The 22160-nt window shown below is 68.2% G+C and carries 22 protein-coding genes; 15 read left to right on the top strand and 7 right to left on the bottom strand.

Annotation, left to right across the window (positions count from 1 at the left end):
• The first annotated feature begins 24 nt into the window (after positions 1 to 24).
• Positions 25 to 669, top strand: coding sequence for a TetR/AcrR family transcriptional regulator (locus tag ACFXI3_RS19100; RefSeq protein WP_378400852.1), 645 nt, complete (start codon positions 25 to 27; stop codon positions 667 to 669).
• 138 nt (positions 670 to 807) lie between these two features.
• On the opposite strand, the gene ACFXI3_RS19095 is transcribed toward ACFXI3_RS19100, so the two are convergent.
• The 4 genes from ACFXI3_RS19095 to ACFXI3_RS19080 form a co-directional block, all read right to left on the bottom strand.
• Positions 808 to 1152: a class I SAM-dependent methyltransferase gene (locus ACFXI3_RS19095; RefSeq protein ID WP_378400850.1), complete on the bottom strand. Its 345-nt coding sequence runs from the start codon at positions 1150 to 1152 to the stop codon at positions 808 to 810.
• Positions 1153 to 1295: 143 nt separating this feature from the next.
• Positions 1296 to 3191 carry an acyl-CoA dehydrogenase gene (locus tag ACFXI3_RS19090; RefSeq protein WP_378400848.1) on the bottom strand — a complete coding sequence of 632 codons (1896 nt, stop codon included), beginning with the start codon at positions 3189 to 3191 and terminating at the stop codon, positions 1296 to 1298.
• Positions 3192 to 3249: 58 nt separating this feature from the next.
• Positions 3250 to 3804 (bottom strand): hypothetical protein, encoded by a 555-nt coding sequence (locus ACFXI3_RS19085; RefSeq protein ID WP_378400846.1) that lies wholly within the window; start codon positions 3802 to 3804, stop codon positions 3250 to 3252.
• A gap of 94 nt (positions 3805 to 3898) precedes the next feature.
• On the bottom strand, positions 3899 to 5890 hold the full coding sequence (locus ACFXI3_RS19080; RefSeq protein ID WP_378400844.1) for a thioredoxin domain-containing protein: 1992 nt from the start codon (positions 5888 to 5890) through the stop codon (positions 3899 to 3901).
• Between the two features lie 108 nt (positions 5891 to 5998).
• Here ACFXI3_RS19080 and ACFXI3_RS19075 point away from each other — a divergent pair, with 108 nt between their 5' ends.
• The 7 genes from ACFXI3_RS19075 to ACFXI3_RS19045 all read left to right on the top strand — a co-directional run bounded on the left by ACFXI3_RS19075 (position 5999) and on the right by ACFXI3_RS19045 (position 11490).
• The gene (locus ACFXI3_RS19075) at positions 5999 to 6406 is read left to right on the top strand and encodes a hypothetical protein (protein WP_378400842.1); all 408 of its coding nucleotides are present in this window, start codon (positions 5999 to 6001) and stop codon (positions 6404 to 6406) included.
• Positions 6403 to 6693 carry a transcriptional regulator gene (locus tag ACFXI3_RS19070; RefSeq protein ID WP_344278136.1) on the top strand — a complete coding sequence of 97 codons (291 nt, stop codon included), beginning with the start codon at positions 6403 to 6405 and terminating at the stop codon, positions 6691 to 6693. Before ACFXI3_RS19075 ends, ACFXI3_RS19070 begins: the two co-directional genes overlap by 4 nt.
• A 153-nt stretch (positions 6694 to 6846) precedes the next feature.
• Positions 6847 to 8322 carry a hypothetical protein gene (locus ACFXI3_RS19065; protein WP_378400840.1) on the top strand — a complete coding sequence of 492 codons (1476 nt, stop codon included), beginning with the start codon at positions 6847 to 6849 and terminating at the stop codon, positions 8320 to 8322.
• A 240-nt stretch (positions 8323 to 8562) separates the two neighbouring features.
• Positions 8563 to 8964, top strand: a complete 402-nt coding sequence (locus ACFXI3_RS19060) for a PE domain-containing protein (protein WP_378400838.1) — start codon at positions 8563 to 8565, stop codon at positions 8962 to 8964.
• Positions 8965 to 8981: 17 nt separating this feature from the next.
• Positions 8982 to 9575 carry a DUF3558 domain-containing protein gene (locus tag ACFXI3_RS19055; RefSeq protein ID WP_344278127.1) on the top strand — a complete coding sequence of 198 codons (594 nt, stop codon included), beginning with the start codon at positions 8982 to 8984 and terminating at the stop codon, positions 9573 to 9575.
• Positions 9575 to 10750 carry a PPE domain-containing protein gene (locus ACFXI3_RS19050; RefSeq protein ID WP_378400836.1) on the top strand — a complete coding sequence of 392 codons (1176 nt, stop codon included), beginning with the start codon at positions 9575 to 9577 and terminating at the stop codon, positions 10748 to 10750. Before ACFXI3_RS19055 ends, ACFXI3_RS19050 begins: the two co-directional genes overlap by 1 nt.
• 20 nt (positions 10751 to 10770) lie before the next feature.
• Positions 10771 to 11490 (top strand): ESX secretion-associated protein EspG, encoded by a 720-nt coding sequence (locus tag ACFXI3_RS19045; RefSeq protein ID WP_378400834.1) that lies wholly within the window; start codon positions 10771 to 10773, stop codon positions 11488 to 11490.
• A 20-nt stretch (positions 11491 to 11510) separates the two neighbouring features.
• Here ACFXI3_RS19045 and ACFXI3_RS19040 read toward each other — a convergent pair whose 3' ends face one another.
• Both ACFXI3_RS19040 and mca read right to left on the bottom strand, forming a co-directional pair.
• Positions 11511 to 11849, bottom strand: coding sequence for a hypothetical protein (locus ACFXI3_RS19040; RefSeq protein ID WP_378400832.1), 339 nt, complete (start codon positions 11847 to 11849; stop codon positions 11511 to 11513).
• Entirely contained in the window at positions 11846 to 12760 is a 915-nt protein-coding gene (mca, locus tag ACFXI3_RS19035) for a mycothiol conjugate amidase Mca (RefSeq protein ID WP_344278116.1), read from the bottom strand. The genes ACFXI3_RS19040 and mca overlap by 4 nt, the downstream gene beginning before the upstream one ends.
• Before the next feature lie 195 nt (positions 12761 to 12955).
• Between mca and ACFXI3_RS19030 the strand changes: the two genes are divergently transcribed.
• The 3 genes from ACFXI3_RS19030 to ACFXI3_RS19020 all read left to right on the top strand — a co-directional run bounded on the left by ACFXI3_RS19030 (position 12956) and on the right by ACFXI3_RS19020 (position 14986).
• The gene (locus ACFXI3_RS19030; RefSeq protein WP_378400830.1) at positions 12956 to 13396 is read left to right on the top strand and encodes a DUF4307 domain-containing protein; all 441 of its coding nucleotides are present in this window, start codon (positions 12956 to 12958) and stop codon (positions 13394 to 13396) included.
• Between the two features lie 188 nt (positions 13397 to 13584).
• The gene (greA, locus tag ACFXI3_RS19025; protein WP_037816721.1) at positions 13585 to 14085 is read left to right on the top strand and encodes a transcription elongation factor GreA; all 501 of its coding nucleotides are present in this window, start codon (positions 13585 to 13587) and stop codon (positions 14083 to 14085) included.
• A 97-nt stretch (positions 14086 to 14182) separates the two neighbouring features.
• Positions 14183 to 14986, top strand: coding sequence for an MBL fold metallo-hydrolase (locus ACFXI3_RS19020; protein ID WP_378400828.1), 804 nt, complete (start codon positions 14183 to 14185; stop codon positions 14984 to 14986).
• Here ACFXI3_RS19020 and ACFXI3_RS19015 read toward each other — a convergent pair.
• On the bottom strand, positions 14970 to 15440 hold the full coding sequence (locus ACFXI3_RS19015; protein ID WP_009083170.1) for an Lrp/AsnC family transcriptional regulator: 471 nt from the start codon (positions 15438 to 15440) through the stop codon (positions 14970 to 14972). The genes ACFXI3_RS19020 and ACFXI3_RS19015 overlap by 17 nt on opposite strands.
• Positions 15441 to 15561: 121 nt before the next feature.
• On the opposite strand from ACFXI3_RS19015, the gene hppD reads away from it, so the two are divergent.
• From hppD to ACFXI3_RS18995, 4 genes are all read left to right on the top strand, one after another.
• On the top strand, positions 15562 to 16761 hold the full coding sequence (gene hppD, locus ACFXI3_RS19010) for a 4-hydroxyphenylpyruvate dioxygenase (protein ID WP_037816724.1): 1200 nt from the start codon (positions 15562 to 15564) through the stop codon (positions 16759 to 16761).
• A gap of 197 nt (positions 16762 to 16958) precedes the next feature.
• Positions 16959 to 17522, top strand: a complete 564-nt coding sequence (locus tag ACFXI3_RS19005; RefSeq protein ID WP_378400826.1) for a YbaB/EbfC family nucleoid-associated protein — start codon at positions 16959 to 16961, stop codon at positions 17520 to 17522.
• 30 nt (positions 17523 to 17552) lie between these two features.
• Positions 17553 to 17858: a type VII secretion target gene (locus ACFXI3_RS19000; protein ID WP_116206174.1), complete on the top strand. Its 306-nt coding sequence runs from the start codon at positions 17553 to 17555 to the stop codon at positions 17856 to 17858.
• Positions 17858 to 22156 (top strand): hypothetical protein, encoded by a 4299-nt coding sequence (locus ACFXI3_RS18995; protein ID WP_378400824.1) that lies wholly within the window; start codon positions 17858 to 17860, stop codon positions 22154 to 22156. Before ACFXI3_RS19000 ends, ACFXI3_RS18995 begins: the two co-directional genes overlap by 1 nt.
• Positions 22157 to 22160 lie beyond the last annotated feature (4 nt).

Raw genomic sequence — 22160 nt, 5'->3', positions numbered from 1 at the left:
GGCTCACTTCCGTATCCTGCAGGGGTGAGCGAGACCGTGACCCCGGCTGCCGCGGGCGCCGGCGCGACGAAACGGACGACCCGCGGGCTCGTTACGCGTGAACGGATCGTCGCCGCCGCCGCACAGCTGATGTTCGAACGCGGCGTCGCCGGCACCAGCACTCCCGACGTCCGGGACGCGGCTGGGGTCAGCTCGTCGCAGATCTACCATTACTTCGCGGACAAGAGCGCTCTCACCCGCGCGGTGATCGAGTTCCAGACGGCCCGCATCCTGACCGGACAGCGAGTGCTCCTCTCCCGCCTGGACAGCTTCGCGGCACTGCGCGACTGGCGAGACGCGATCGTGCAGATCGAACACGACCTCGACTGCCGCGGCGGCTGCCCGCTCGGGAGCTTGACCAGCGAACTCGCTGAACACGACCCTGCCGCGCGCACCGCATTGGCGGAGGGCTTCACCCTGTGGACCGATGCGATCCGCGACGGCCTGCAGGACATGCTCGACCGGGGCGTGCTGCGCGACGACGCCGACCCGCACCGCCTGGCGTTGGCGATGATGGCCGCACTGCAGGGCGGCTTGCTCCTCGCGCAGGCCCAGCGCAGCACTGCGGCGCTGGAAGCCGGGCTGGACGCGATGATCGAACGCATCGCGTTCCACGCTGTCGCTCCCTGACGAGAGAGACAAGCACTGCGATTAACGTCGCGAGGTCCTGGCGAGTCCACCGGCGCCGACGGTCCACCACCGGCTTCCGTGCCAAGCTGATCGAGCAATGCAAAGCCACGTCGTCGCGATCCGGTTGGCGATGTACGCCTAGCGCACCGCCCGCACGAACAAGAACACCGGTTGCGCCCGCAAGATCTCTGCCAGCTTTGCGTCTTCCATCCCCGGCGTCGGCTGCGGTTCCTCGACCGCGTCGATCGCGAATCCGGCTTCCAGCAGCGACGTGAAGACCGCCGACACCGGGCGGCGGTACATCTGCCCGGTCACCGTCACGCCGCCCGGTTTCAGGCAGCGCCGCAGTTCAGCGAGCAGCGGCCCCCAGTCCGCGACGTAGTGCAGGACCAGCGACGCCACCACCACGTCCGCCGAGGTGCTCGGCACCATGGTCAGCGGCTCGTTCAGGTCCGCGGTCTCGAACCTGGCGCGAGCGCCCACGCGTTTCCTCGCGATCCTCACCGGCGAGACGCATGATCGCTGGGCGGTCGTAGTGTGCGTTCGGCCCGCTGTTCTCGGCAAAGCTCGTGTATCGCTCGGCATGATCTCCGAAGATTTTCGACACCTCGCCAAGCGTACCGAGATCAGCCGTTCAGCATTGGGGCTGCCAGGAACTGCTCCGGAACCGCGAACCCATCCACCAACGTCCGCGCATGTGGCCGCAAAGCCCCGCACAGCGCGTTAACCGCCGCGGTCACCGCCTTGGAGCGGCTCGCGGTGATCCGGCCGTGCTCAAGGAACCACGCGCGGTCTGCTTCGATCGTCGACAGTGCGTACAGGTCGCAGAGCCGCGAAAGCAGCACAGCCGCATCCGGGTCACTACAGGTGGAGACAGCGCGGGCGAAGGCGTCGAGAATCAAGCGGTCCACGTGTACGCGGCCAGCGAGCAGCACATGGTCCTGTACGGAGTTGAAGACGCCGAAAGGATCCGAAGCAGCCCGCCGGAGACGGTTGGCCACGCCGCTCAGCACATGCTCTTCACGATCCTCAAAGAGACGCTGTTGCCACTCACGGTCGAAGAGCACTGAAGCGTCATCGGACTCAGTAAGGCGTTCCAGGAACCGCCTCGCGGCCGAACGTTCCATGACGGTGTCGACCAACTGCTCGGCAACGAACCGCGCGGTCGCCAGGGGGCTGAGGTCCTCGAAATGCTCCTTGTACTGCGTCAGCAAGCCCTTCGCCACCAGCTGCAACAACACAGTGTTGTCGCCTTCGAAGGTGGTGAAGACGTCCGTGTCGGCCTTCAGGCCAGCCAGCAGGTTCTCCGCCAGATACCCGCTGCCGCCGCAGGCTTCGCGGGCCGTTTGGATGGTCGCGGTCGCGTGCCAGGTGTTCAGGGCCTTCAGGCCGGCGGCTCGGGATTCCAGTTCGCGTTGTTCTTCTTCCGGTGCATCGGCGGCGATGTCGTGCAGGGCGGCGACCAGCTCTTCCTGCGCGAAGTGCAGCGCGTAGGTCTTCGCCAAAGCTGGCAGCAGTTTCCGTTGGTGTCCCAGGTAATCGAGGATGACCACCTCGTCGCCCTCCGGGCGCTGGAACTGCCGACGCTGGTCGCCGTAGCGGATTGCCAGGGTCAGGGCTCGTTGGGTGGCGCATCCGGCACTTCCGCCGACGCTCACGCGGCCGCGGATGAGCGTGCCCAGCATGGTGAAAAACCGGCGGCCGTCGCTCTCGATCGGGCTTGTGTAGGTGCCGTCCTCGGCTACGTCGCCGAAACGGTTCAGCAGCGCTTCCCTTGGCACGCGGACCTGATCGAAGGTCAACCGTCCATTGTCGACGCCGTTCAAGCCCGCTTTTACGCCACAGTCCGCGATGGTGACGCCCGGGGCGGGAGCGCCGGAATCGTCGCGGATCGGGACCAGGAACGCGTGTACGCCACGGGATTCGCCCCCAGTCAGCAACTGTGCGAAGACCACCGCGAGTTGTCCGTCGCGGGCGGCGTTGCCGATGTATTCCTTGGTAGCGCCGGGATCCGGGCTGTGCACGACAAATTCGTGCGTGGAAGAGTCGTAAGTCGCCGTGGTGTGCAGGTGCTGGACATCCGAACCGTGGCCGTGTTCGGTCATCGCGAAGCAGCCGAGCAGGTCCAGGTTCATGATGCGGCGCAAGTACTTCTCGTGGTGCGACGAGGTGCCGAGCAGCTGCACCGCACCGCCGAACAGGCCCCACTGCACGCCGGCCTTGACCATCAGCGACAGGTCGCCGTAGCCGAGCATCTCGAACGACATCACCGAACCGCCGACGTCGCTCAGGCCGCCGTACGCGGCGTCGAAGCCGAGCGCGGGGCGGTCCGTTTCCGCGAGTTTCCGCAGCTGGTCCAGCACCTGGACGCGATGCGCCTCGACGTCGAGGCCGATCGTGTCCCGGAACTTCTCCTCGCTCATCTGGGCGCGCACGTCGCGCTTCAGCCCGGCCCAGCGTCCGTCGAGGACTGCGGTCAACGCGTCCGGATCCACTTTCGCGGGCACAGCAGGGACGTCCACGGTTCCTCCGATACAGCAGGCTGCCACCAGCCTGCCGCAGCGGAGGAAGTCCCGCAGCTCAGCCCAGGTCGGGCCCCTTCGACCGCAGGTCGTCGACCTTGGTCATCGCCTCGCGCAGCTCTGTCAGCCAGGTGTCCGCGTGGTCGCCGACCAGCCGCACCGCCCAGGCCAGCGCCTCGGACCGCGACCGCGCGACGCCGGCGTCCACGAGCGTGTCGAGGACCAGCCGTTCGGGTTGCCGCAGCCGGGTCATCACCGGCACCGACAACGTCGTGAAGTGCACCGTCGTACCGCCCAGCTTCGCGCCCCACGCTACCTTGCGCTGGTAGCGGTGCTCGGCCTGCCGGGCGATTTCGATGCGCTCGTCGCGGGTTTCCTCGCGGAACCGGCTGATCCGCCCGTCCTCCGCGGCCGCGCGGGCCGCGTCGTCGGCGTACTCGCCGGTCAGCGCGGGCAGTTCGCCCACGATCAGGATCTCTTCGCGGTCCACGGTGATTTCCGGGTCGCCGGTGAACCAGCCGTCCGGGAGCCGTCCGCCGAACCACGCCGCCGCGTCGTCCGCCGACGGCGCCTCGGCCTGCTGCCAGCCCCGGCCTTTCCAACCTCGCCCCATGACGTCCACCATCCTTGATTACATGATTACGTCACTACTGAAGCTACGCCGATTCCACCCAGGTGGGTACCGCGTTCACCAGGGGCGGAATTCGTCAGAGCTGGGCGATGAGCTGGTCCGCCGCGGTCACCGGGCGTTCGCAGACGTAGCCGCGGCACACGTACGCCGCCGCCTCTCCGTCGACCAGCGGCCGGTCGGCCAGCAGCGGGACGCCGGACGTGTCCGGCTCGCCACCGAGCACGATCCCGCCGCCGTGGATGTGTTGCGCGGCGGCAGTGACCAACTGCGCCCGGTCCGCGCCGACGACCGCGACCTGCACCGGTCCGGACTGCGCCGCCTCCGCCACGGACAACCAGTGCCCGGCGAAGCGCGGCACCCGCGCGGCGAGCAGGCCGACGCGCCGCAACGCGAGTTCAGCAGCATCGCGGTATCGCGCCGCCTGGTCCGGCCCGGCCAGCGCGGACGCGGTGAGCAGCGCGCCGGCCAGCGCCGAGGCACCGGACGGGCTCGCGTTGTCCGTCGGATCGGACGGACGCTGCACGAGGACTTCCGCGTCGTCGGCGGTGTCGTGATACGCACCCGGCGCGGAGTCCGACGCGAAATGCGCCAGGGCGACGTCGAGCAGCCGGGTCGCTTCGGTGAGCCAGCGGGGTTCGCCGGTGGCCTGGTGGAGGGCGAGAAGGCCGTCGGCGAGGCAGGCGTAATCCTCCAGCACCCCGACCGGAGTCCCGACCACGCCGTCCCGCGAGCTGCGACGGAGGCGTCCGTCCACGAGGTGCAGGTCCAGCAGGAGCGACGCCGCGTCGCGAGCCAGCTCGATCCACTGTGGACGTTCCAGCGCGACGCCCGCTTCGGCCAGCGCGGAAATCGCGAGGCCGTTCCACGCCGCGACTACCTTGTCGTCCCGTCCTGGCTGCGGACGCTCCGCCCGCGCTTCGAGCAACGCTTGCCGGACGCGCTCGAATCGGTCGAAATCTTCCGGATCTGTCCGCAGTTGAAGAGTCGACGCGCCTTCTTCGAACGTACCGTCTTCGGTGACGCTGAAAAGCTCAGCCGCCCACGGACCGTCCTCGCCGAGTACCTCGTTGAGCTGCGCGGGAGTCCACACGTAGGTCAATCCCTCGACGCCTTCGGTGTCCGCATCGAGCGACGCCGCGAAACCTCCTTGCGGCGTAAGCAGATCGCGCTCGAGGAACCGGACGATCCCTTCCGCCACCCGCCGCGCCGACTCCGACCCGCGGCGCGCCAGATGCGCGTACACTCGGAGCAGCAAAGCGTTGTCATACAACATTTTCTCGAAGTGGGGAACGATCCACTCCGCGTCCACGGAGTAGCGCGCGAACCCGCCGCCCAACTGGTCGTGGATCCCGCCGCGAGCCATCGCGTCCGCTGCCGACTCGGCAAGTTCGCGAGCCTGCGCCGAGCCCGTGCGCTCGTGGTGGCGCACCAGGAACTCCAGCACCATCGACGGCGGAAACTTCGGCGCGCCACCGAAACCGCCGTGCACGGAGTCTGCCTTCTGCGCAAGTTTCGCGACCGCCTGGGCCAATGCCTCGGCGTCGACGGCCGATTCCTTCAGCGGACCGCTCTGCTCAGCAAGATGCCCGACGATCTGTTTCGCGCCCTCGCGCAGGTCGTCCGGCCGCTCCTCCCACGCCTCGGCGACTGCCACCAGCAGCTGCGTGAACGACGGAATCCCCGGTCGCGGCGCGGGCGGATAGTAAGTGCCGCAATGGAATGGCTCGCCCTCGGGCGTGAGGAAACAGGTCATCGGCCAGCCGCCCTGACCGGTCATGGCCTGCGTGGCGGCCATGTAGACGGCGTCGATGTCCGGCCGCTCCTCGCGGTCGACCTTGATGTTGACGAAATGCGCGTTCATCAGCGTCGCGGTGCCCTCGTGCTCGAAGGACTCGTGCGCCATGACGTGACACCAGTGGCAGGCGGCGTACCCGACGGACAGCAGAATCGGCACCCCGCGACGGCGCGCCTCAGCCAGCGCTTCCGGGCCCCACTCCCACCAATCGACCGGATTCCCGGCGTGCTGCAGGAGATACGGGGACGTCGCGTCGGCGAGGCGGTTCGACATGGTGCCGAGTGTGCCTCATGCCGCACGAGACCCCTCCCCGCGGCACCGGTACTTTCCAACTTGGAAAGTACTTGCTACCTTGACATGCGCTGGACAGGGGGGCTCGTCATGGACAGGACCGCGGCCGAGCAGGCGTTGCACACTGCTGAATCAGCGTCGTCGAAGGTGCTCGCGCAAGGCCGGTGGCATCCGAAAGCGTTGCTGGCGCTCGGCGTGCTCGAAGCGGTCATCCTGCTGACCGGCGGCCTCGCGAGCGTGGGGATGCTGCTCATGCCGGGCAGCCTGGCCCCGCTTTTCGTGTTCATCATCTACTCGGCGACCCGTCCAGTGGTCGGCCGTCGCCAGCGTGCGCAGTACGCGATCCTCGGCGCAAGCGTCGGTTTGGTCATCGCGATCGCGGTCCCGCTCGGACAGGTCAGCTTCGCCGGAAACCCGGCCTGGTGGGTGCCCGCCGCGCTGTTCAGCGGGATCCCGTTCACGCTGGCCGCCTGGCTCGAAACGCGTGGCCGTCGATGAATCACCCCAGGCTGACGCTCGATCCGGTGATCCACTCGCCGATCCGGTTCTCCATCACCGCGAGCCTCGCGGCGGTCGACGAAGCCGATTTCAGATCGGTCCGAGACGCGGTGGAAATCTCCGATTCGGTGCTGTCCAAGCAGATCTCGACGCTCGAGGCGGCGGGGTACGTCGCGGTGCGCAAGATCTTCGTCGGCAAACGGCCGCGCACCTACCTTTCGCTGACTCCGCAAGGCCGAAAAGCGTGGAACATCCACGTTCGCGCCCTTCGGGAGATTGCCGGTTGAAGAACCGAGCATTCGCGGAGAAGTCCGATGAATGCGACGATCGACCTTTGTCGCGCGGCACGAAGATCGCTAGAGTCCGCTCCCATGAAGCGATTCCCCCGCGCAGGCTCAATACTCCCCGTCGCCGCGATCGCATTCATCGGATGTCTCGGTTTGTCCGGTTGCAGTGTCCACGCGGCATCCGCGGCCCCGAACTGGATCACCTTCGCCAACGGCCGCCTCGCTTACGGCACCGACGCGCAGGGCAACCGGATCCCCGACTTCTCCCGCGTCGGCTACCGCAACGGCGATGCCCCGCCTGAGCTGCCAGTCGCGGCGACCGTCGGACCGCAGCCGTCCGGCGACGACACCGCGCGTATTCAGCAGGCCATCAACCAGGTCGCGAGCAGCGGCAAGCCCGGCGCGGTCCAGCTGGCGGCCGGCGATTACCGGCTCGAAGGCACTCTGCAGATCGGCACCAGCAACGTCGAACTGCGCGGCGCGGGCAGCGGAGCGAACGGGACCAAGCTGGTCGCGGCAGGAAAACTGCACACGCTGGTCACGATCGCTGGCACCGGTTCGCGCACCTCGGCCGGTTCGGCGGTTCCGGTCACCAGCGACTACGTCCCGGTCGGCGCGGAGCAGCTGGACGTAAGCGATGCCTCGTCCCTGCACGTCGGCGACCACGTCATCGTGCAGCGCCCGCAGGAACAGGCGTGGATTCACGCGATCGGCATGGACCAAATCCCGCCGCGGCCGGACGGCACTCCGAGCAAGCAGTGGACACCGAACGCCGGGCTGCAGTTTGACCGGACAATCACCGCTGTCAACGGCAAAACCGTCAAGTTCGACGTGCCTCTGACCAACGCGCTGGAAAGCCAGTACACCCACGCCACGGTGACCCGGTACTCGTATCCCGGCCGGATCAGCGGTTCCGGCCTCGCGCACCTGTCCGCCGACGGCGCCGAGTTCGAGCAGGATCCCGGCTGGCACCACGACGGTTTCTTCAAGTCCCAGCTGGTATCCGTGGATACCGCACAGGACAGCTGGATCGACGACGTGGTCGCGGATCATTTCGGTTCAGCCTTCGGGATCGGGCAGAACGCGCTTCGGGTCAGCCTGCTGCGCACCTCGTCCCTCGACGAGTCCGTTCCGCAGGACATCCACGACCAGCCGGCCGCCTACACGATCAGCGGCCAGGAAACCCTGGTGCGGCAATGCACCGTCACCGGCAGCAACCTGCACGCCTGGGTCACGCAGGCCAGGGTGCCCGGCCCCAACGTGGTCAGCCGCTGCACCGCGACCAACACCGGCTCCCGAATCCTCGACGCCGGCCCGCACCAGCGCTGGGCCAGCGGGACGCTTTACGACGACGTCACGATGAGCCCGCCGTCGGGACATCTCCAGCTGTCCGACCGGCAGTGGATGGGCAGCGGCCAAGGCTGGGCGGGCGCGAATTCGGTGCTGTGGAACTGCGGTGTCGGCTCGTATCTCGTGGAGAATCCGCCAACTGCGCACAACTGGGCGCTCGGGTGCACCGGAACGCAGAGCAAGCCGCAGCCGGGCCACCGGAGCGGCGAGATCAGGTCGGCAGGCAAGCATCTGCCGCCGGAAAGCCTTTACGACGAGCAACTGGCGGAACGGCGCTGACACAGGCTGCCGCCACTCCTCTGGTGTCTGCCACTTAAGACGTTCGAGTGAAGCTTGCTGTTGACGGCAGGACAGTCGTCCTGCTCAAGTCCACAATCCGCGAACTCGGCTGCGATTTGCAGTTCGCATTTGCAGACAGGCTTAATCGCGGCGACTACAGTAACTATCCGGTGTCAGAGGGTGACCACAGGTCTGGGCCCGGCGGACCCGGAACGATCTACGCAAGGGGAGGCGTACATCGTGGCCGACAGTCAGCAGTCCCATCTGCCTCCGGCGCGGAGGTATGGCGGCGAGTCGATCGAGACGATGGCGATCGCGCCGTTGCTGGGCGACGGGTACGCGTACGATGAAAAGACACTGCGAGAACTCGAGGAGATCTACAAGAATCTCGCCGAGAAATACCATTTTGACCGACTCTACGCGCGCGTTGTCGAGCAAACTCAGCCGCCTGCGGGCGATTTTTCCAGCACCGACAACGCGACCGTGTTCCAAAGATCCGGACTAGCACTGCAAGCCTCGCTGCGACAGTGCGAGCAGTACTGCCGCGACCAGGTGGCGAAATACCACAAAGCGCTCGGCAAATACACGGCCGCCGAGGACGCGCACTCGGCCGAACTCGGAAAATCCGGGGGAAGTCTGTGAGACGCGCCCTCGCACTCATGACAATCGCCCTGTGCGCCGCCGGCTGCACGAGCACTGCCCCTGGCCAGCCCGTCCCGGCCGCGCGCGCCGGCAATTCGCCGACCCCGAGCAGTGCCGCGGCCGAGGAGGTTCCCGGCCCTGGCGTGCCGAAGGTGCCGAGCCCCCTCGACATCACGCGGTTCAAGCAGAATCCCTGTGAAACCCTGACCTCAGCGCAAATCTCGGTCCTCCTCGGCGACCGCCCGCGGATCCACCCAGACCCGCACGGCCCGGTCGGACCGGCCTGCGGCTGGTTCGCCCAGGCAATCATCGCGGTCTTGTACCCCAACATCAACAAACTGGGCTTGACGTCGGTCTATCGCGCCAAGGGCGGCGCTTACCCGTTCTTCCTTCCCCTCGCGCCCATCGACGGGTATCCCGTCGTCGCCTACGGGGAAGACGATCCCCGCGCGAGCCGCGGCGAATGCGACGTCGCGATGGGGACCAGCGACCGCGAAACGGTAGTCGTGTCGATCACCCAGTCGGCCGCGCACAAAGGAGAGAAGGATCCGTGCGAATCCGCCCGCGACGTGGCGGAAAAAGTACTCGGCAATCTGCGAGGAGGACGCTGATGGCCGGTCGATCGTTGACCCCCGCGGAGATCTACCACCTCATCACCGAAGGGCCGGGACCGGAATCACTGGGGAACACCCAGCAAGCCGCGAAGGAACTCAGCGAGCGGCTGTTGGATCGCGCCGACGAAATCGCCAGTCTCGTGGAGAAGGTGCGCGCCGGTTGGCAGGGCGCTTCCGCGGAAGAAGCCGCGAATTCGGCCGCCCCGCTGCTGGCCGCCTCAGTGGATCACAGCGCGAACCTGGTGTTCGCCCAGAACGCGGCGGACGGGCAATTGTCGGCCTTCCAGGCCATCAAGAACACGGTTCGACCAGTCGGCGACCGGCCGGAAATCACCGCACAGGACGTCTACGACTCGCTCAACGGGAGGCCTGGTTACTTCGGCAAACTCGACCAGTGGCAGGCCGACGCCCAGCACAACGTCGACGCCTACACCGGCTATCACTCGACGACGGGGACGAACTCCGATCGGATTCCGGCGCGCTACGCGGAGTTGAACGACACCGGCGCGTCCGTCGAACTCGCCAGCACCAGCATCAGCGCGCCGCCGAAGCCGGTCGAGGGTCCCGGCGGGCCGAGCGGCAAACCGCCCGACAGCCACCGTCCTGACGCGATCGAGCCGCCTCCTGGCGCAGACGTTCCGAAACCGCGTGCGCCGATGCCCGAGCCGAGCAGCGATCACCCAATGAATCACCCAAGCAGCGGCGAACTTGACGCGACGAAAAGCAGACCCCAGACAGCCCCTTCCGAAGCGACCCCAGCGCCGGGTACGACTCGGATCAGTTCCTTCACTCCCAGCTCAGCCGCATTGCCACCTGGTTATCAATTCGGTCCCTCGGGCCAGTCGATCAACCCTCTCGGCACCAGCGGATTCGATCCTGAACCAGGAACCGGAGGCAGCACAAACCAGGGATTCGGCGCGGGAAACCGAATCGGCGCCCGCGCACCCGACGAATCGGTACCGGCGCGCGGCAGCACCGCCGGGACCCCAGGCACAGCAGGAAAATCAGGGAAACCCGGCACCATGCTCGGCAGCGGAATACCCGGCAAAAACAGAGAAGAAGACAAGGAGAAAACCGCCCCGCCCTACCTCCGAGAAACCGACCCGGACGTATTCGGCACGAGCGACCTCAAACCGACGCCTCCGGTGATCGGGGACCGGCCGGCCGACTAGGCCGTCGGGAGGAATCAGCGGTGCGCGCGACCGAGCTGTCCCTCGACGCCCTTCTCGGCGCGCTCCGGGACGCCGGATTCGACGAGCCGCATCCGGTGTTCTCCGGCCGTCTCCGGTTCACACCGGAGGAGCAACGGCTCGACGAGGCCATCCGCAACGAGCTGGCTTGGCTGGGCTTGCTCGAACACGGCCGGTTCGCCGACGAATTCGAAGACGTGCTGTACGCGCTCGGCCGCGCCGACACCGAGTACGTCGCCCACGTCGAGAACCAGGACACTCGCTACGGCGTGCTGGTCGCCGTCCGGGGCCGGACCGGCGTGAAGGCGTTGTGCTCCGGCGACCGGGTGCGGCTGAAGGTGCTCGACGGAACCCGCACGCCGGCCGGTGCGCTGGTCGCGAGCCTGCCGCGGTACCGGCCGGCCCAGCTGAGCGCCTTCTCCCTGCCTCAGGAGGACTTCCAGGCGGAGCTTTCCGACGACCGCGGCACCGCCGCCCGCGCGGTCGACGCGCTGTTCCAGCAGACCTGGTTCGGCGTCGGCGAGATGACCGTCGCGGTGCGCGAACCGGCCCGGCCAGGGCGCGCTGAAGCCGGGCCGCTGAGCTACCTCGACCTCACCGACGGCCGCGTCGCGTTCGAGGTGTCCGGGCCCGAGGAAAACCGGTACATCACGGTGCTGCCCGGCGAGGACAGCCTGCTCACGGGCAAGATCGCCGCCCTCCGCGACGGGCTGGCCGGTTAGCTCCGGCCCGCCGCCGGAGGTCAGTCGCTCTTCTTGGCCGCCGCAGCGTCCGGCTCCTTCTCCGCAGCCGGTGCTTCCGGCTCCGCTTCGGCCTGCTCAGCCTCAGCGGTTGCCTCAGTCTCCGAAGCGGCCTCTTCCTTGTCGAAGCTCTGCGGCACCTTCTTCAGGTGCTTGCTCATCGACCGGACCAGGAAGACGACCGCGACCAGGAACAGGATCAGCACCAGCAGGCCGACCGGCGAGGACTTGCCGAAGTCCTCGCCCTGGCCGCCGTTGTCCCCGCTGTCCGGCTGCTGGGCCAGTACCAGCGCCGACGCGGTGAGCGGGACGACCGCGACGGCCGGCACACCGAAACTCATGGGCTCACCTTCTCCTTGATGCCTGCGAACAGATCGTCCTCCGGCAGCGTGCTGTCCACCAGGGAGCGGTTCAGCTCGTACTCCTCAGTGGGCCACACCTCGCGCTGGATCTCCAGCGGAACGGCGAACCAGCGGCTGGTCGGGTCGATCTGCGTGGCGTGCGCCTTCAGCGCCTCGTCGCGCACCTCGAAGTATTCCCCGCACTCGATCCGGGTCGTCACCCGCTCCATGATGTCGGCGCGGTCCGGGTCCCAGGACTTGAGCCACTCCTCGTACGGCGACTCCAGGCCGGCCTCCTTGAGCGCGGTGTCGAACGCCACCATCCTGGCCTTGGAGAACCCGTGCATGTAGTACAGCTTGAGCGGCTGCCACGGCTCGCCCGCCTCCGGGAACCGCTCCGGGTCGCCCGCCGCGTCGAAGGCCGCCATCGACACCTCGTGCGTGCGGATGTGGTCCGGGTGCGGATAGCCGCCGTTCTCGTCGTACGTCGTGATGACGTGCGGACGGAACTCCCGGATCACGCGCACCAGTGCCTCGGTGGACTCCTCCAGCGGGATGACCGCGAACGAGCCTTCCGGCACCGGCGGCATCGGGTCGCCCTCGGGCAGCCCGGAGTCGATGAAGCCCAGCCAGCGGTGGCTCACGCCGAGGATCTTCGCCGCGCGCGCCATCTCCTCGCGGCGGATCTCGGTCATGTTCGCCAGCACGTCCGGCCGGTCCATCGCCGGGTTGAGAATGCTGCCCGCCTCGCCCCCGGTGCAGGTCACGACCATGACCTCGTGCCCGTCGGCGACGTATTTGGCCATGGTGGCGGCGCCCTTGCTCGACTCGTCGTCGGGATGGGCGTGCACCGCCATCAGGCGCAGTCGCTGCTTGCGGTCTTCTGTTGTCAGCTCGTCGGCTCCCACCATGGTCCGAACGGCCCTTTCCTGTCCTGTTATTCCGTGACACCTGGTTGCGCCGCGGTAAACCGCCCCGGCTCCGCGCTGCCGGAACGGATCGCGGATACTCGACCAGGGTGGTGCCCCGGACCGGCCGCACTGCCTATTGTCCCCAGGGGTACGACAAGTTTGACCGGAGGCCCGGATTTGCAGAGCGGGGAGACCGTGACCGCCGAGGGCGACGCCGTTGCGGCGCGGCCCGCGGACCGGTACGGCACCGCGGGCAAGGGCAAGCCGTCGAAGCGCTGGCGGAGGTGGCTTTTCGTGGCCGTCGCGCTGGTCGTGAGCGGCGCGATCGGCTGGATCTACTACCTCAATCTCGGCAGCACCCCGATCGACGCGGAGCGCATCGGCTTCAAAGAGCTGCCGAACGACGCGATGGAAGTCACCATCAACGTCACGCGGGACGACGACAGGAAGCCCGGCGTGTGCGTCGTCCGGGTGCGCGACAAATCCGGCGCGGAAAGCGGCCGCCGGGAGGTGCTGGTCCCCGCCGGGGCCGGCCACAGCAGGGTGAGCACAGTGGTGAAGAGCATCGGAGCCCCGGTGACCTCAGACGTGTTCGGCTGCTCGTATTCCATACCACGCTATCTGTCAACCCCGTAGCGGCCAACGGAGTGAAATGCGCGGCGAGCGTCCGCGCGGCGTGAAATGGACCGGCGTCGACCTGTCCTGCCGTGATACGCTCGTACACCAGCACGGCCCCCGACGGGCCGTGTTTTTCCTTTATCTCAGCCGCGTGCGTTACGCGGTGGCCGGCTTGTACACCCAAGCCTGGCAGGCCCTACGAGGAGATGGTGACCGTGAGCGACACCAAGGTGACCTGGCTGACCCAGGATGCCTACGACAGGCTCAAGCACGAGCTCGACGAAATGATCGAGAATCGTCCGGTCATCGCCGCCCGCATCAACGACAGCCGCGAAGAGGGCGACCTCAAGGAGAACGGCGGCTACCACGCGGCCCGCGAAGAGCAGGGCCAGGCCGAAGCCCGGATCCGGCACCTCCAGGAGTTGCTGCGCAACGCGAAGGTCGGCGAGGCTCCGGACGACGACGGCACGGCGGGCCCCGGCAAGGTGCTCACCGTCAAGTACGACGGGGACGACGAGGAGGAGAAGTTCCTGCTCGCCACCCGCGAGGAAGGCGCCGAGGGCGCGCTCGACGTGTACTCCCCCGAATCGCCGCTCGGCAAGGCGCTGCTCGGCGCCAAGGAGGGCGAGTCCCGCGAGTACGAGCTGCCGAACGGCAAGACCATGAAGGTCACCCTGGTCAAGGCGGTGCCCTACAGCGAGTCCTGACTCGTTTCCGCCGAACGCGCGCCCGCCCGGATTTCCGTGGCCCGGCGCGCGTTCGGCGGTCTAGCGTGTCTTTCAGCAAAACCACTGGAGGACACCGATGAACACCCGACCGCTCTGCCTGACCTGCGGGACGCAGTACGCCGCCCCGCGCGCGGACTGCCCGATCTGCGAGGACGAGCGCCAATACGTCCCGCCGGGCGGGCAGCAGTGGACTGACCTGGCGACGCTCCGCGCGGACACTGGCCTCAAACCTCGGGTCGAGGAGCAGGGGCCGGGTCTCATCGGCGTCGGCTCGGATCCGCGGTTCGCGATCGGCCAGCGCGCGCTGCTGGTCCGCGCGGCGAGCGGCAACTTCCTCTGGGACTGTTCCGCTTACCTCGACGACGAGCTGATCGGCAAGATCACCGAACTCGGCGGCATCACCGGCATCGCGATCAGCCATCCGCACTACTACACGACGATGGTCGAATGGGCGCACGCCTTCGATGTCCCGGTCTACCTGCACGAGAACGACCAGCAGTGGATCGGCCGCCCGGACCCGTCGATCCAGCTGTGGACCGGCACGACGCTCGACGTCTCGCCGGATCTCCAGCTGATCAACCTCGGCGTGCACTTCCCCGGCGGCACCGTGATGCACTGGCCGGACGGCGAGGAAGGCCGCGGCGCGCTGCTGACCGGCGACATCGTGCAGGTCATTCCGGACCGTACGCACGTCGCTTTCATGTACAGCTACCCGAACCTCGTCCCGGAGCGGCCGAGCGTCGTACGGCACGCCGCGGAACTGTTGGAGCCGTACGCATTCGACGCGCTCTACGGCGCGTGGTGGGACGCCATCGTGCGTACAGACGCCCATAACGTCGTACAGCGCTCCGCGAAGCGCTATCTCACGTACGTGTCCTAGCCGTTCGTTCGAGCAACGGCCGCACTCGCGGCGGCACTGGTGTCGACAGTGCGATCGAAGTCGACGTACGCAAGACATCCGGCACGCCGACCACTTCGTCGATGACGCGTTGCAGATCGTCGTTATCTCGCGCGACAAGGCGTACGAAGAGGTCGCCTTGTCCGGTGGTGGCGTGTACTTCGCACACTTCGTCGATCGCAGCCAGTGCCTCCGCGACGCCGGCGCGTTTGCCCTGCGCGATTTCCAGCACGGCGAACGCGGTGAGGCTGTACCCCATCGCGGCCAGATCGAGTTCGGGCGGGAAGCCGCCGAGGATGCCGCGTTCGGTCAGCCGGTCCAGCCGCGCCTGCACGGTGCCGCGCGCGACGCCGAGCCGGCGCGCGCATTCGAGCACGCCGAGGCGCGGCGAGTCGGTGAGCAACAGCAGCAGCCGCGCGTCGAGCGAGTCAAGCACCGGTTTTCTCCCTGCACAGGTTGTCCAAGATGACCGAGCTTCTCCAGGATAAGCTGAACACATTGTCCAGCTGAAACGGAAACCGTTGCGCAGCTTGCCGGGCGCAACTCATGCTCAATGCATGACCTCCACGATGGATCCGCACGGCGCACTCGACGACGTCAGCTATGACCAGCTCCGCCAGCTCGTCGGACTGGTGGACCACGACGCCTCGACCGACCCGTTCCCGGTCAAGGCCCTCGACGCGGTGGTGTTCATCGCCGGCAACGCGACCCAGACCGCGTGGTTCTACCAGGTCGCGTTCGGCATGCAGCTGGTCGCGTACTCCGGCCCCGAAACGGGCCAGCTCGACCACAAGGCCTTCGTGCTCAAGTCCGGTTCCGGGCGCTTCGTGATCACCGGCGGCGTGAAGCCGGACTCCCCGCTGCTCGACCACCACCGCCGCCACGGCGACGGCGTGATCGACCTCGCGCTGGAGACCACCGACGTCGACAAGTGCATCGAGCACGCCCGCAAGGAGGGCGCGACGATCCTCGAGGAGCCGCACGACGTCTCCGACGAGCACGGCACGATCCGCCGCGCGGCCATCGCGACCTACGGCGAGACCCGGCACACGCTGATCGACCGGTCCCGCTACAACGGCGTCTACCTGCCCGGCTACGAGCCGCGCGAGGGCACCGTCAAGCGGCCCGAGGGCGCGCCGAAGCGGCTGTTCCAGGCGGTCGACCACTGCGTCGGCAACGTCGAACTCGGCAAGATGGACTACTGGGTCGACTGGTACCACCGCGTCATGGGCTTCGTGAACATGGCGGAGTTCGTCGGCGACGACATCGCCACCGACTACTCGGCGCTGATGAGCAAGGTGGTGTCGAACGGCAACCACCGGGTCAAGTTCCCGCTCAACGAGCCGGCGATCGCGAAGAAGAAGTCGCAGATCGACGAGTACCTCGAGTTCTACGAGGGCGCCGGCTGCCAGCACATCGCGTTGGCCACCAACGACATCATCGCCACCATCACCGCGATGCGCGAAGCGGGCGTCGAGTTCCTCGACACCCCGGACTCGTACTACGACGACCCCGAGCTGCGCGCCCGGATCGGCAAGGTGCGCGTGCCGATCGAAACGCTGAAGGAGCACCGGATCCTGGTCGACCGCGACGAGGACGGCTACCTGCTGCAGGTCTTCACCAAGCCGATCGGCGACCGGCCGACCGTGTTCTACGAGCTCATCGAGCGGCACGGTTCGCTCGGCTTCGGCAAGGGCAACTTCAAGGCCCTGTTCGAGGCCATCGAACGGGAGCAGGAGCGCCGCGGCAATCTCTGACCCGCTCCCTCCCTTCCCCGGCCCGTCCGCGAGTTTCGCGGACGGGCCGGTTTTATTACGGCGCGCTACCAGAAGTTCGCGTACAGTAGTCATCAACACATGGGGAACGGCGTCGCGCGGACAAATCGGAACCGCGCGGAACCGACGGGGTCGCGCGTCCGTCATTCTGGAGAAGTCACCGTGGAGAAGGGGGCCCGATGCCCGACAGCATCGACGCCAGCGAGCAGATGGTCGAGGGCTGGACGAAGCAGCTCCAGCAGACCGCTGCCCGCTATCAGGCGATGGCCGAGCGCATGCAAGGCCAAACCGTCACCGAGCGGTCGAAGGACGGTGCGGTCGAGGTCACCGTAGACGCCAAGGGGTTGCTGAAGAACCTGGTGCTCGCGGACTCCGCGGCAGGCAAGAAGATGGCCGACGTCTCCGCCGAGGTGATGCGGCTCGTGCAGCGCGCGCAGGCCCGGATCCCCGAACTGTTGCAGCAGGCCGCGGCGGAAACCGTCGGCGGCGACCAGACCACGGAAACGCTGGTGGCCGACGCGCAGCGGACGTTCCCCGCGCCGCCCGCCGAGGAAGACGGCCAGCCCGAACCGGACCGGGTGCGCCGGTTCCTTCCGGAGGACGCCGAAGAACCAGGCTCCGCCCCGCCGGCACCTCCGCGCTCGGCAGCCCCGCCGCCACCTCCTCAACCGCCTCAGCAGCAACGCCGCCGCCGGAGCTCGTCGGACGATGACGACGACTTCGGCGGATCGATCCTGTCCTGACTCGAAGCCGTTCCAGGGGGAAGAAAAACCATGGCACCCAGGGGTTATGAGATCGGCGGCGATCTCGAGGCGCACGCCCGTCAGCTCGACGGGATCGCGGACGGGCTGAAGCAGGCTGTCGACGCCGCGAACCAGGTCAGCATGCCCACGGACGCGTACGGCATTCTCTGCCAGCCGTTCCGGATGATGCTCGACCCGGTCGAGAACTACGGGATCAACGCGCTGGAGAACACCGTCACGGCGATGGACGCGCAGGCGCAGAAGGTGCGCGACGCGGCGAAGGCGTACGACAGCTACGAAGGCGAAGCCGCCGGTTCGATGAAGGCGAGCGACTGATGCCCGACGCCAATCCGCTGGTCGCACAGTCCAAAAAGGACGGCGACGGGCCGGGGCCCTTCACCGAGGGCAACGGCGACTACGGCTACGCCACCGGCATCAACATCGCCGAATCGGCGACGGACGCGTTCAAGGGAATCGCGGACGGCGACTGGGTTTCCGGCGGCCTCGGCGTGGCGAGCCTGGCCGGCGAGATCGCGGGCGCGGCGATCGACCCGTTCGGCTACCTGATGTCGTCGGTGGCGTCGTTCCTGATGGAGCACGTGCAGCCGCTGAAGGACATGCTGGACTCGGTCGCGGGCAACCCGCCGGTGATCCAGTCCTATGCCGACACCTGGGGCAACGTCGCGAAATCGTTGCAGGAACGGCAGAAAGACCTCGAGAACGCGGTCAAGACCGGCACCGCGGAGTGGAAGGGCGACGGCGCGGACGCCTACCGGAAGTCCGCGGCGGAAGCGGCCGACGCGATCGGCGGCGCGGCGACGGTCGCGAGCGCCATCGGCACCGTCACGATGATCATGGGCCAGGTCGTCGCCTTCGTGCGCGGCCTGGTGCGGCAGCTCATCGCGGACCTGGTGGGCAAGCTGATCTCCTGGGTCATGGAGGAGGTGTTCTCGCTCGGGTTCGGGACGCCGCTGGTGGTCGCGCAGGCCGTCACGGCGATCTCCAAATGGGGCGAGAAGATCAGCGAACTGCTGACGAAGCTGTGCGAGACGATGCGCCGCGTCTCGCCGCTGCTCGGCAAGCTCGCCGAGGTTTTCACGAAGATCATCAAGGTGCTGGGCAAGCTGGCGGGCAAGGTCACCGGCCTCGACGTGATCAGCACGAAGAACATCAAGGCGGGCGGCTTTTTCCATCGCGGCGGCTCCGGCGGGGGCGGGGCGGGCGGCTCCGGCGGCGGTCATCACGGCGGATCCGGCGAAGGCGACGCGGATCCCGGCTCGCCGTCCGGGTCCCGCCGTTCGAACGGGTCGGATGGTGCTGACGGCGACGGCCCGAACAGCAGCCACAACAGTTCGGACGGCTCCGACGCGCCTGGCGACCACTCGGGCGATTCCAGCAGCCACAACGGATCCGACAGTCCGAGCAGCGACAGTCCGTCTTCGCCGGGCGGTTCGCATTCCTCGTCGCCGGACGGCACCGGACCGTCCACAATCGACACTGCGACGTCGTCGACCCGGCGTGGTTCCGACAGCACTGGCGGCAGCCACCCCGACTCCAGCCCGTCGACGCTCGCCGGTGATTCGAGCCCGACGTCTCGCGGCGGCGGAGACAGCCCCGCGGACAGTTCCTACTCGCCGCAAAGCTCTGCGCACAGTGACGGGCCGTCCTCGGTCAGCGCGCCGCCCAGCACTCCGCATTCCAGCGGGGCTCCGCATTCCGGCGGGTCGCCGTCGTCGGGCGGCGGCTCGCATTCCGGCGGCGGCGAGCCGAGCCCGCATCGTTCGAGCAGCAGCGACTCGACGTCGGCGAGCGGGTACGCCCCGCCTCGCGCGGACGCTCCCGCTCCGCAATCCGCTCCCCCGCAACACCTTCGGTCGAATGACGGGGGCGGTTCCTCGCCGAACCAGAGTCCGGCTGGCGGCGGAGTTCCGCAGCAGGGCGGTGGCGGCAGCCCGACCAGCGCCCCGGCCGGTGGCGGCAGCCCGGCTCCTCGGCCCAGCGGCAGTGGCTGGACCGGGACGCCGGGGACGCGCGCTCCCGAGGTGGCACCGAACCGGGTTCCGGACAGCGGTCCCTCGGGTCGGCGGCCGAGCGGCGGTCCGAGCCCTTCGGACAGCGGCGGGCCGAGCCGTACGCCGGATCGTTCCGGGCCTGGGCCGCAGCGTCCCAGTGACGGTGGTTCTTCGCCGCAGCGTCCTTCGGAGGGCGGTTCGACTCCGCAGCGGCCTTCCGACGGTGGCTCGTCTCCGCAGCGCACTGGCGACTCCACGCAGCGGCCTTCCGAGGGCGGCGGGGGTTCTTCGCCGCAGCGTCCGTCGGATTCGTCGAGCGGCGGCCCGCAGCGTCCCGGCGACGGCGGCGAGGCCGGACAGCCCAAACGCCCTGGTACCGAGCCAGGTCTCGGCCGTTCGGAGCCCGCACCGACGTCCGGCGGCGGATCGCCCTCATCGGCGAACCGCGGGTCCGGCGACGGCTCCGCACCCCCGGCCGCGGCCGCGGTCGCGACCGGTCCGGTAGGAGGCCAGCGCGGCCCGGAGGCAGGCGGCGGCGCGCGGCGTCCGGACGGCTCCCCCGAACCCGTCGCACGTGGTGGTGCGCGTACCGACGCACCGGCCAAACCTGGTGACGCCAACAGTCCGCAACGGACGGGGAAGGAATCCCCGGCGCAGAACGGCAAACCGAACGCCGACGAGTCCGGGAAGCCGAAGGACGGCGACAAGCCGGGCAAACCCGAGAACGCCGAGCCGAACAAGAAGCCGGGGCAGCACGAGGACGCGGAAAGCAAGCCGGGCAACGACAAGTCCGAGCCTAAGCCGGACCACGACGCGTCCGGGCCCAAGCCGGAGCAGCACGACCCGAAGCACCCCGACTCGGACGGGTCGAACCACCACGACAACCCGGACCACGACGGCACTCCGCCGCACCACGACGAGCCGCTGTCGCCGGACGAGGTCAACCACCGGCACGCCGAGGACACCCCGGCGGGCAGCTCGTACCACCGCGACGATCCGGAGCTCGGCGACCTGCCGCACCGCGTCCAGCCGGACCCGGACGGGCGGTACACGGTGGACGTGCACGTCACGGCGGACGGCCACGCCCGCATCGGCGACCGGCTGTACACGCCGGAGGAGTTCGCCGACATCCTGCGGCGCAACGGAAACTACGACGGCGGGCCGATCCGGCTGATCGGCTGCGACGCGGGGTCGAACGACTTCGCGCACCGGCTCTCGCGCGACCTCGACACCGAGGTGATGGCGCCGAGCAAGCCGGCGTGGACCGACTCGAACGGCCACGTCTTCTCCTCCGACTACGAAATCGGCCCCGACGGACGGATGCGGCCGCGGATCCCGCCGGACGGCGAATGGTCGGTGCACCGTCCCGACGGCACGGCACACCGCGTCGGCGACGACGGTTTCGCTCCGGACGGCAAGCACCACGACCCGCACGGCGTCGACGCCGACAGCTCCCGCCACCGCGGCGAAGACGGGGACGACGACGGCCTCGACTGGCGCGACCGACCCGGCCCCGACGGCCGCACTCCGAGGGAAAACCTCGCCGACCCGGAGTACATGAAGAAGCACTACTACGAGTGGACCGACCAGACCACCGGGCGCAAGGAGCTGCGGATCAAGCACTCCGAGGCCGATCCGGCGAACCCGCCGCACCCGGTCGACCTCGTCGACGGCAAACCGGTGTTCAAGAACGACCGGCCCGCCGCGGAGTTCCTCGGGTTCGACGAAGCGCGGTCGACCACCCACGCGCCGCACCGCGACTACGACGGGAACGGCGGGCACGACACCGGAAACGGCCAGCACCACGGCGGCGGCGACACCGGGGCCGGGCATCACAACGGTCACGACTCCGGCGACGGCCAGCACCACGACGCCGGCGAACAGCACGTTCCCGGAACGCACTCGGACACGTCGAACTGGCGGGACAAGGACTACGACGCGATCGACGAGAAGGTCCGCGATCGCGAAACCAAGTACAACGACCTCAAGGACACCCCCACCGACTCTCCCGATTGGACAGACGCGCACAACGCGAAGAACCGGGCGTCGGAGGACCTCGGCGAGGAAGCTTCCGGCCACGCGGTGCGCGATCGCGTGCACCGTGAATTCACCGAGGCCCATCCGGGCCAGAACTTCGACGTCCGCGAACATCCGGACGCGCCGGAGGGGAGTCACCGCTACCAGGTCGTCGACGGCGACGGGAACGTCCGCGCGGACATCACCCCGCGCCACGCGACCGACGGCGGCGTGCGGGGCAACAGCAAGTTCGACCACATCTGGGAAGTCGACTACCACAACGGCGGAGAACCGCACTACCTCGTGCACGAGGCCAAGGGGCCGGGCGGCAAGCCCAGCAGCCGCTACGTGCACGCGGACAACCGGACGTACCGCCAAGGCCACCCGAAGTACTTCGACGACACGGTGAAGGCGATCGCGCGCACCGACCCCGACCTCGCGGACGCGCTCGAACGTGCGAAGCTCCAGAAGAGGCTCGACTATGTGGAGGTGCGGGCGTTGGTCGACCAGTCCGGGCCGAGGCACACGAACAGCGGCTACGACTACAAGCCGTTCAACGGTTACGACTACGAGTCGCCGATGACTCCGGCATCCGGTGAGGAATGAGATC

Source organism: Amycolatopsis sp. NPDC059235 (assembly GCF_042754125.1).
GTDB classification, from domain to species: domain Bacteria; phylum Actinomycetota; class Actinomycetes; order Mycobacteriales; family Pseudonocardiaceae; genus Amycolatopsis; species Amycolatopsis albidoflava.
The sequence above is the reverse complement of the archived record's forward strand: the minus strand, read 5'-3'. Positions and strand labels throughout refer to the sequence as shown.

Excerpts from the sequence above, each read along its gene's own strand:
- ACFXI3_RS19085 (WP_378400846.1), bottom strand. The coding sequence starts at position 3,804 with ATGGGGCGAGGTTGGAAAGGCCGGGGCTGGCAGCAGGCCGAGGCGCCG.
- ACFXI3_RS19080 (WP_378400844.1), bottom strand. The coding sequence starts at position 5,890 with ATGTCGAACCGCCTCGCCGACGCGACGTCCCCGTATCTCCTGCAGCAC.
- ACFXI3_RS19075 (WP_378400842.1), top strand. The coding sequence starts at position 5,999 with ATGGACAGGACCGCGGCCGAGCAGGCGTTGCACACTGCTGAATCAGCG.
- ACFXI3_RS19070 (WP_344278136.1), top strand. The coding sequence starts at position 6,403 with ATGAATCACCCCAGGCTGACGCTCGATCCGGTGATCCACTCGCCGATC.
- ACFXI3_RS19055 (WP_344278127.1), top strand. The coding sequence starts at position 8,982 with ATGACAATCGCCCTGTGCGCCGCCGGCTGCACGAGCACTGCCCCTGGC.
- ACFXI3_RS19050 (WP_378400836.1), top strand. The coding sequence starts at position 9,575 with ATGGCCGGTCGATCGTTGACCCCCGCGGAGATCTACCACCTCATCACC.
- ACFXI3_RS19040 (WP_378400832.1), bottom strand. The coding sequence starts at position 11,849 with ATGAGTTTCGGTGTGCCGGCCGTCGCGGTCGTCCCGCTCACCGCGTCG.
- mca (WP_344278116.1), bottom strand. The coding sequence starts at position 12,760 with ATGGTGGGAGCCGACGAGCTGACAACAGAAGACCGCAAGCAGCGACTG.
- greA (WP_037816721.1), top strand. The coding sequence starts at position 13,585 with ATGGTGACCGTGAGCGACACCAAGGTGACCTGGCTGACCCAGGATGCC.
- ACFXI3_RS19020 (WP_378400828.1), top strand. The coding sequence starts at position 14,183 with ATGAACACCCGACCGCTCTGCCTGACCTGCGGGACGCAGTACGCCGCC.
- hppD (WP_037816724.1), top strand. The coding sequence starts at position 15,562 with ATGACCTCCACGATGGATCCGCACGGCGCACTCGACGACGTCAGCTAT.
- ACFXI3_RS19005 (WP_378400826.1), top strand. The coding sequence starts at position 16,959 with ATGCCCGACAGCATCGACGCCAGCGAGCAGATGGTCGAGGGCTGGACG.
- ACFXI3_RS19000 (WP_116206174.1), top strand. The coding sequence starts at position 17,553 with ATGGCACCCAGGGGTTATGAGATCGGCGGCGATCTCGAGGCGCACGCC.
- ACFXI3_RS18995 (WP_378400824.1), top strand. The coding sequence starts at position 17,858 with ATGCCCGACGCCAATCCGCTGGTCGCACAGTCCAAAAAGGACGGCGAC.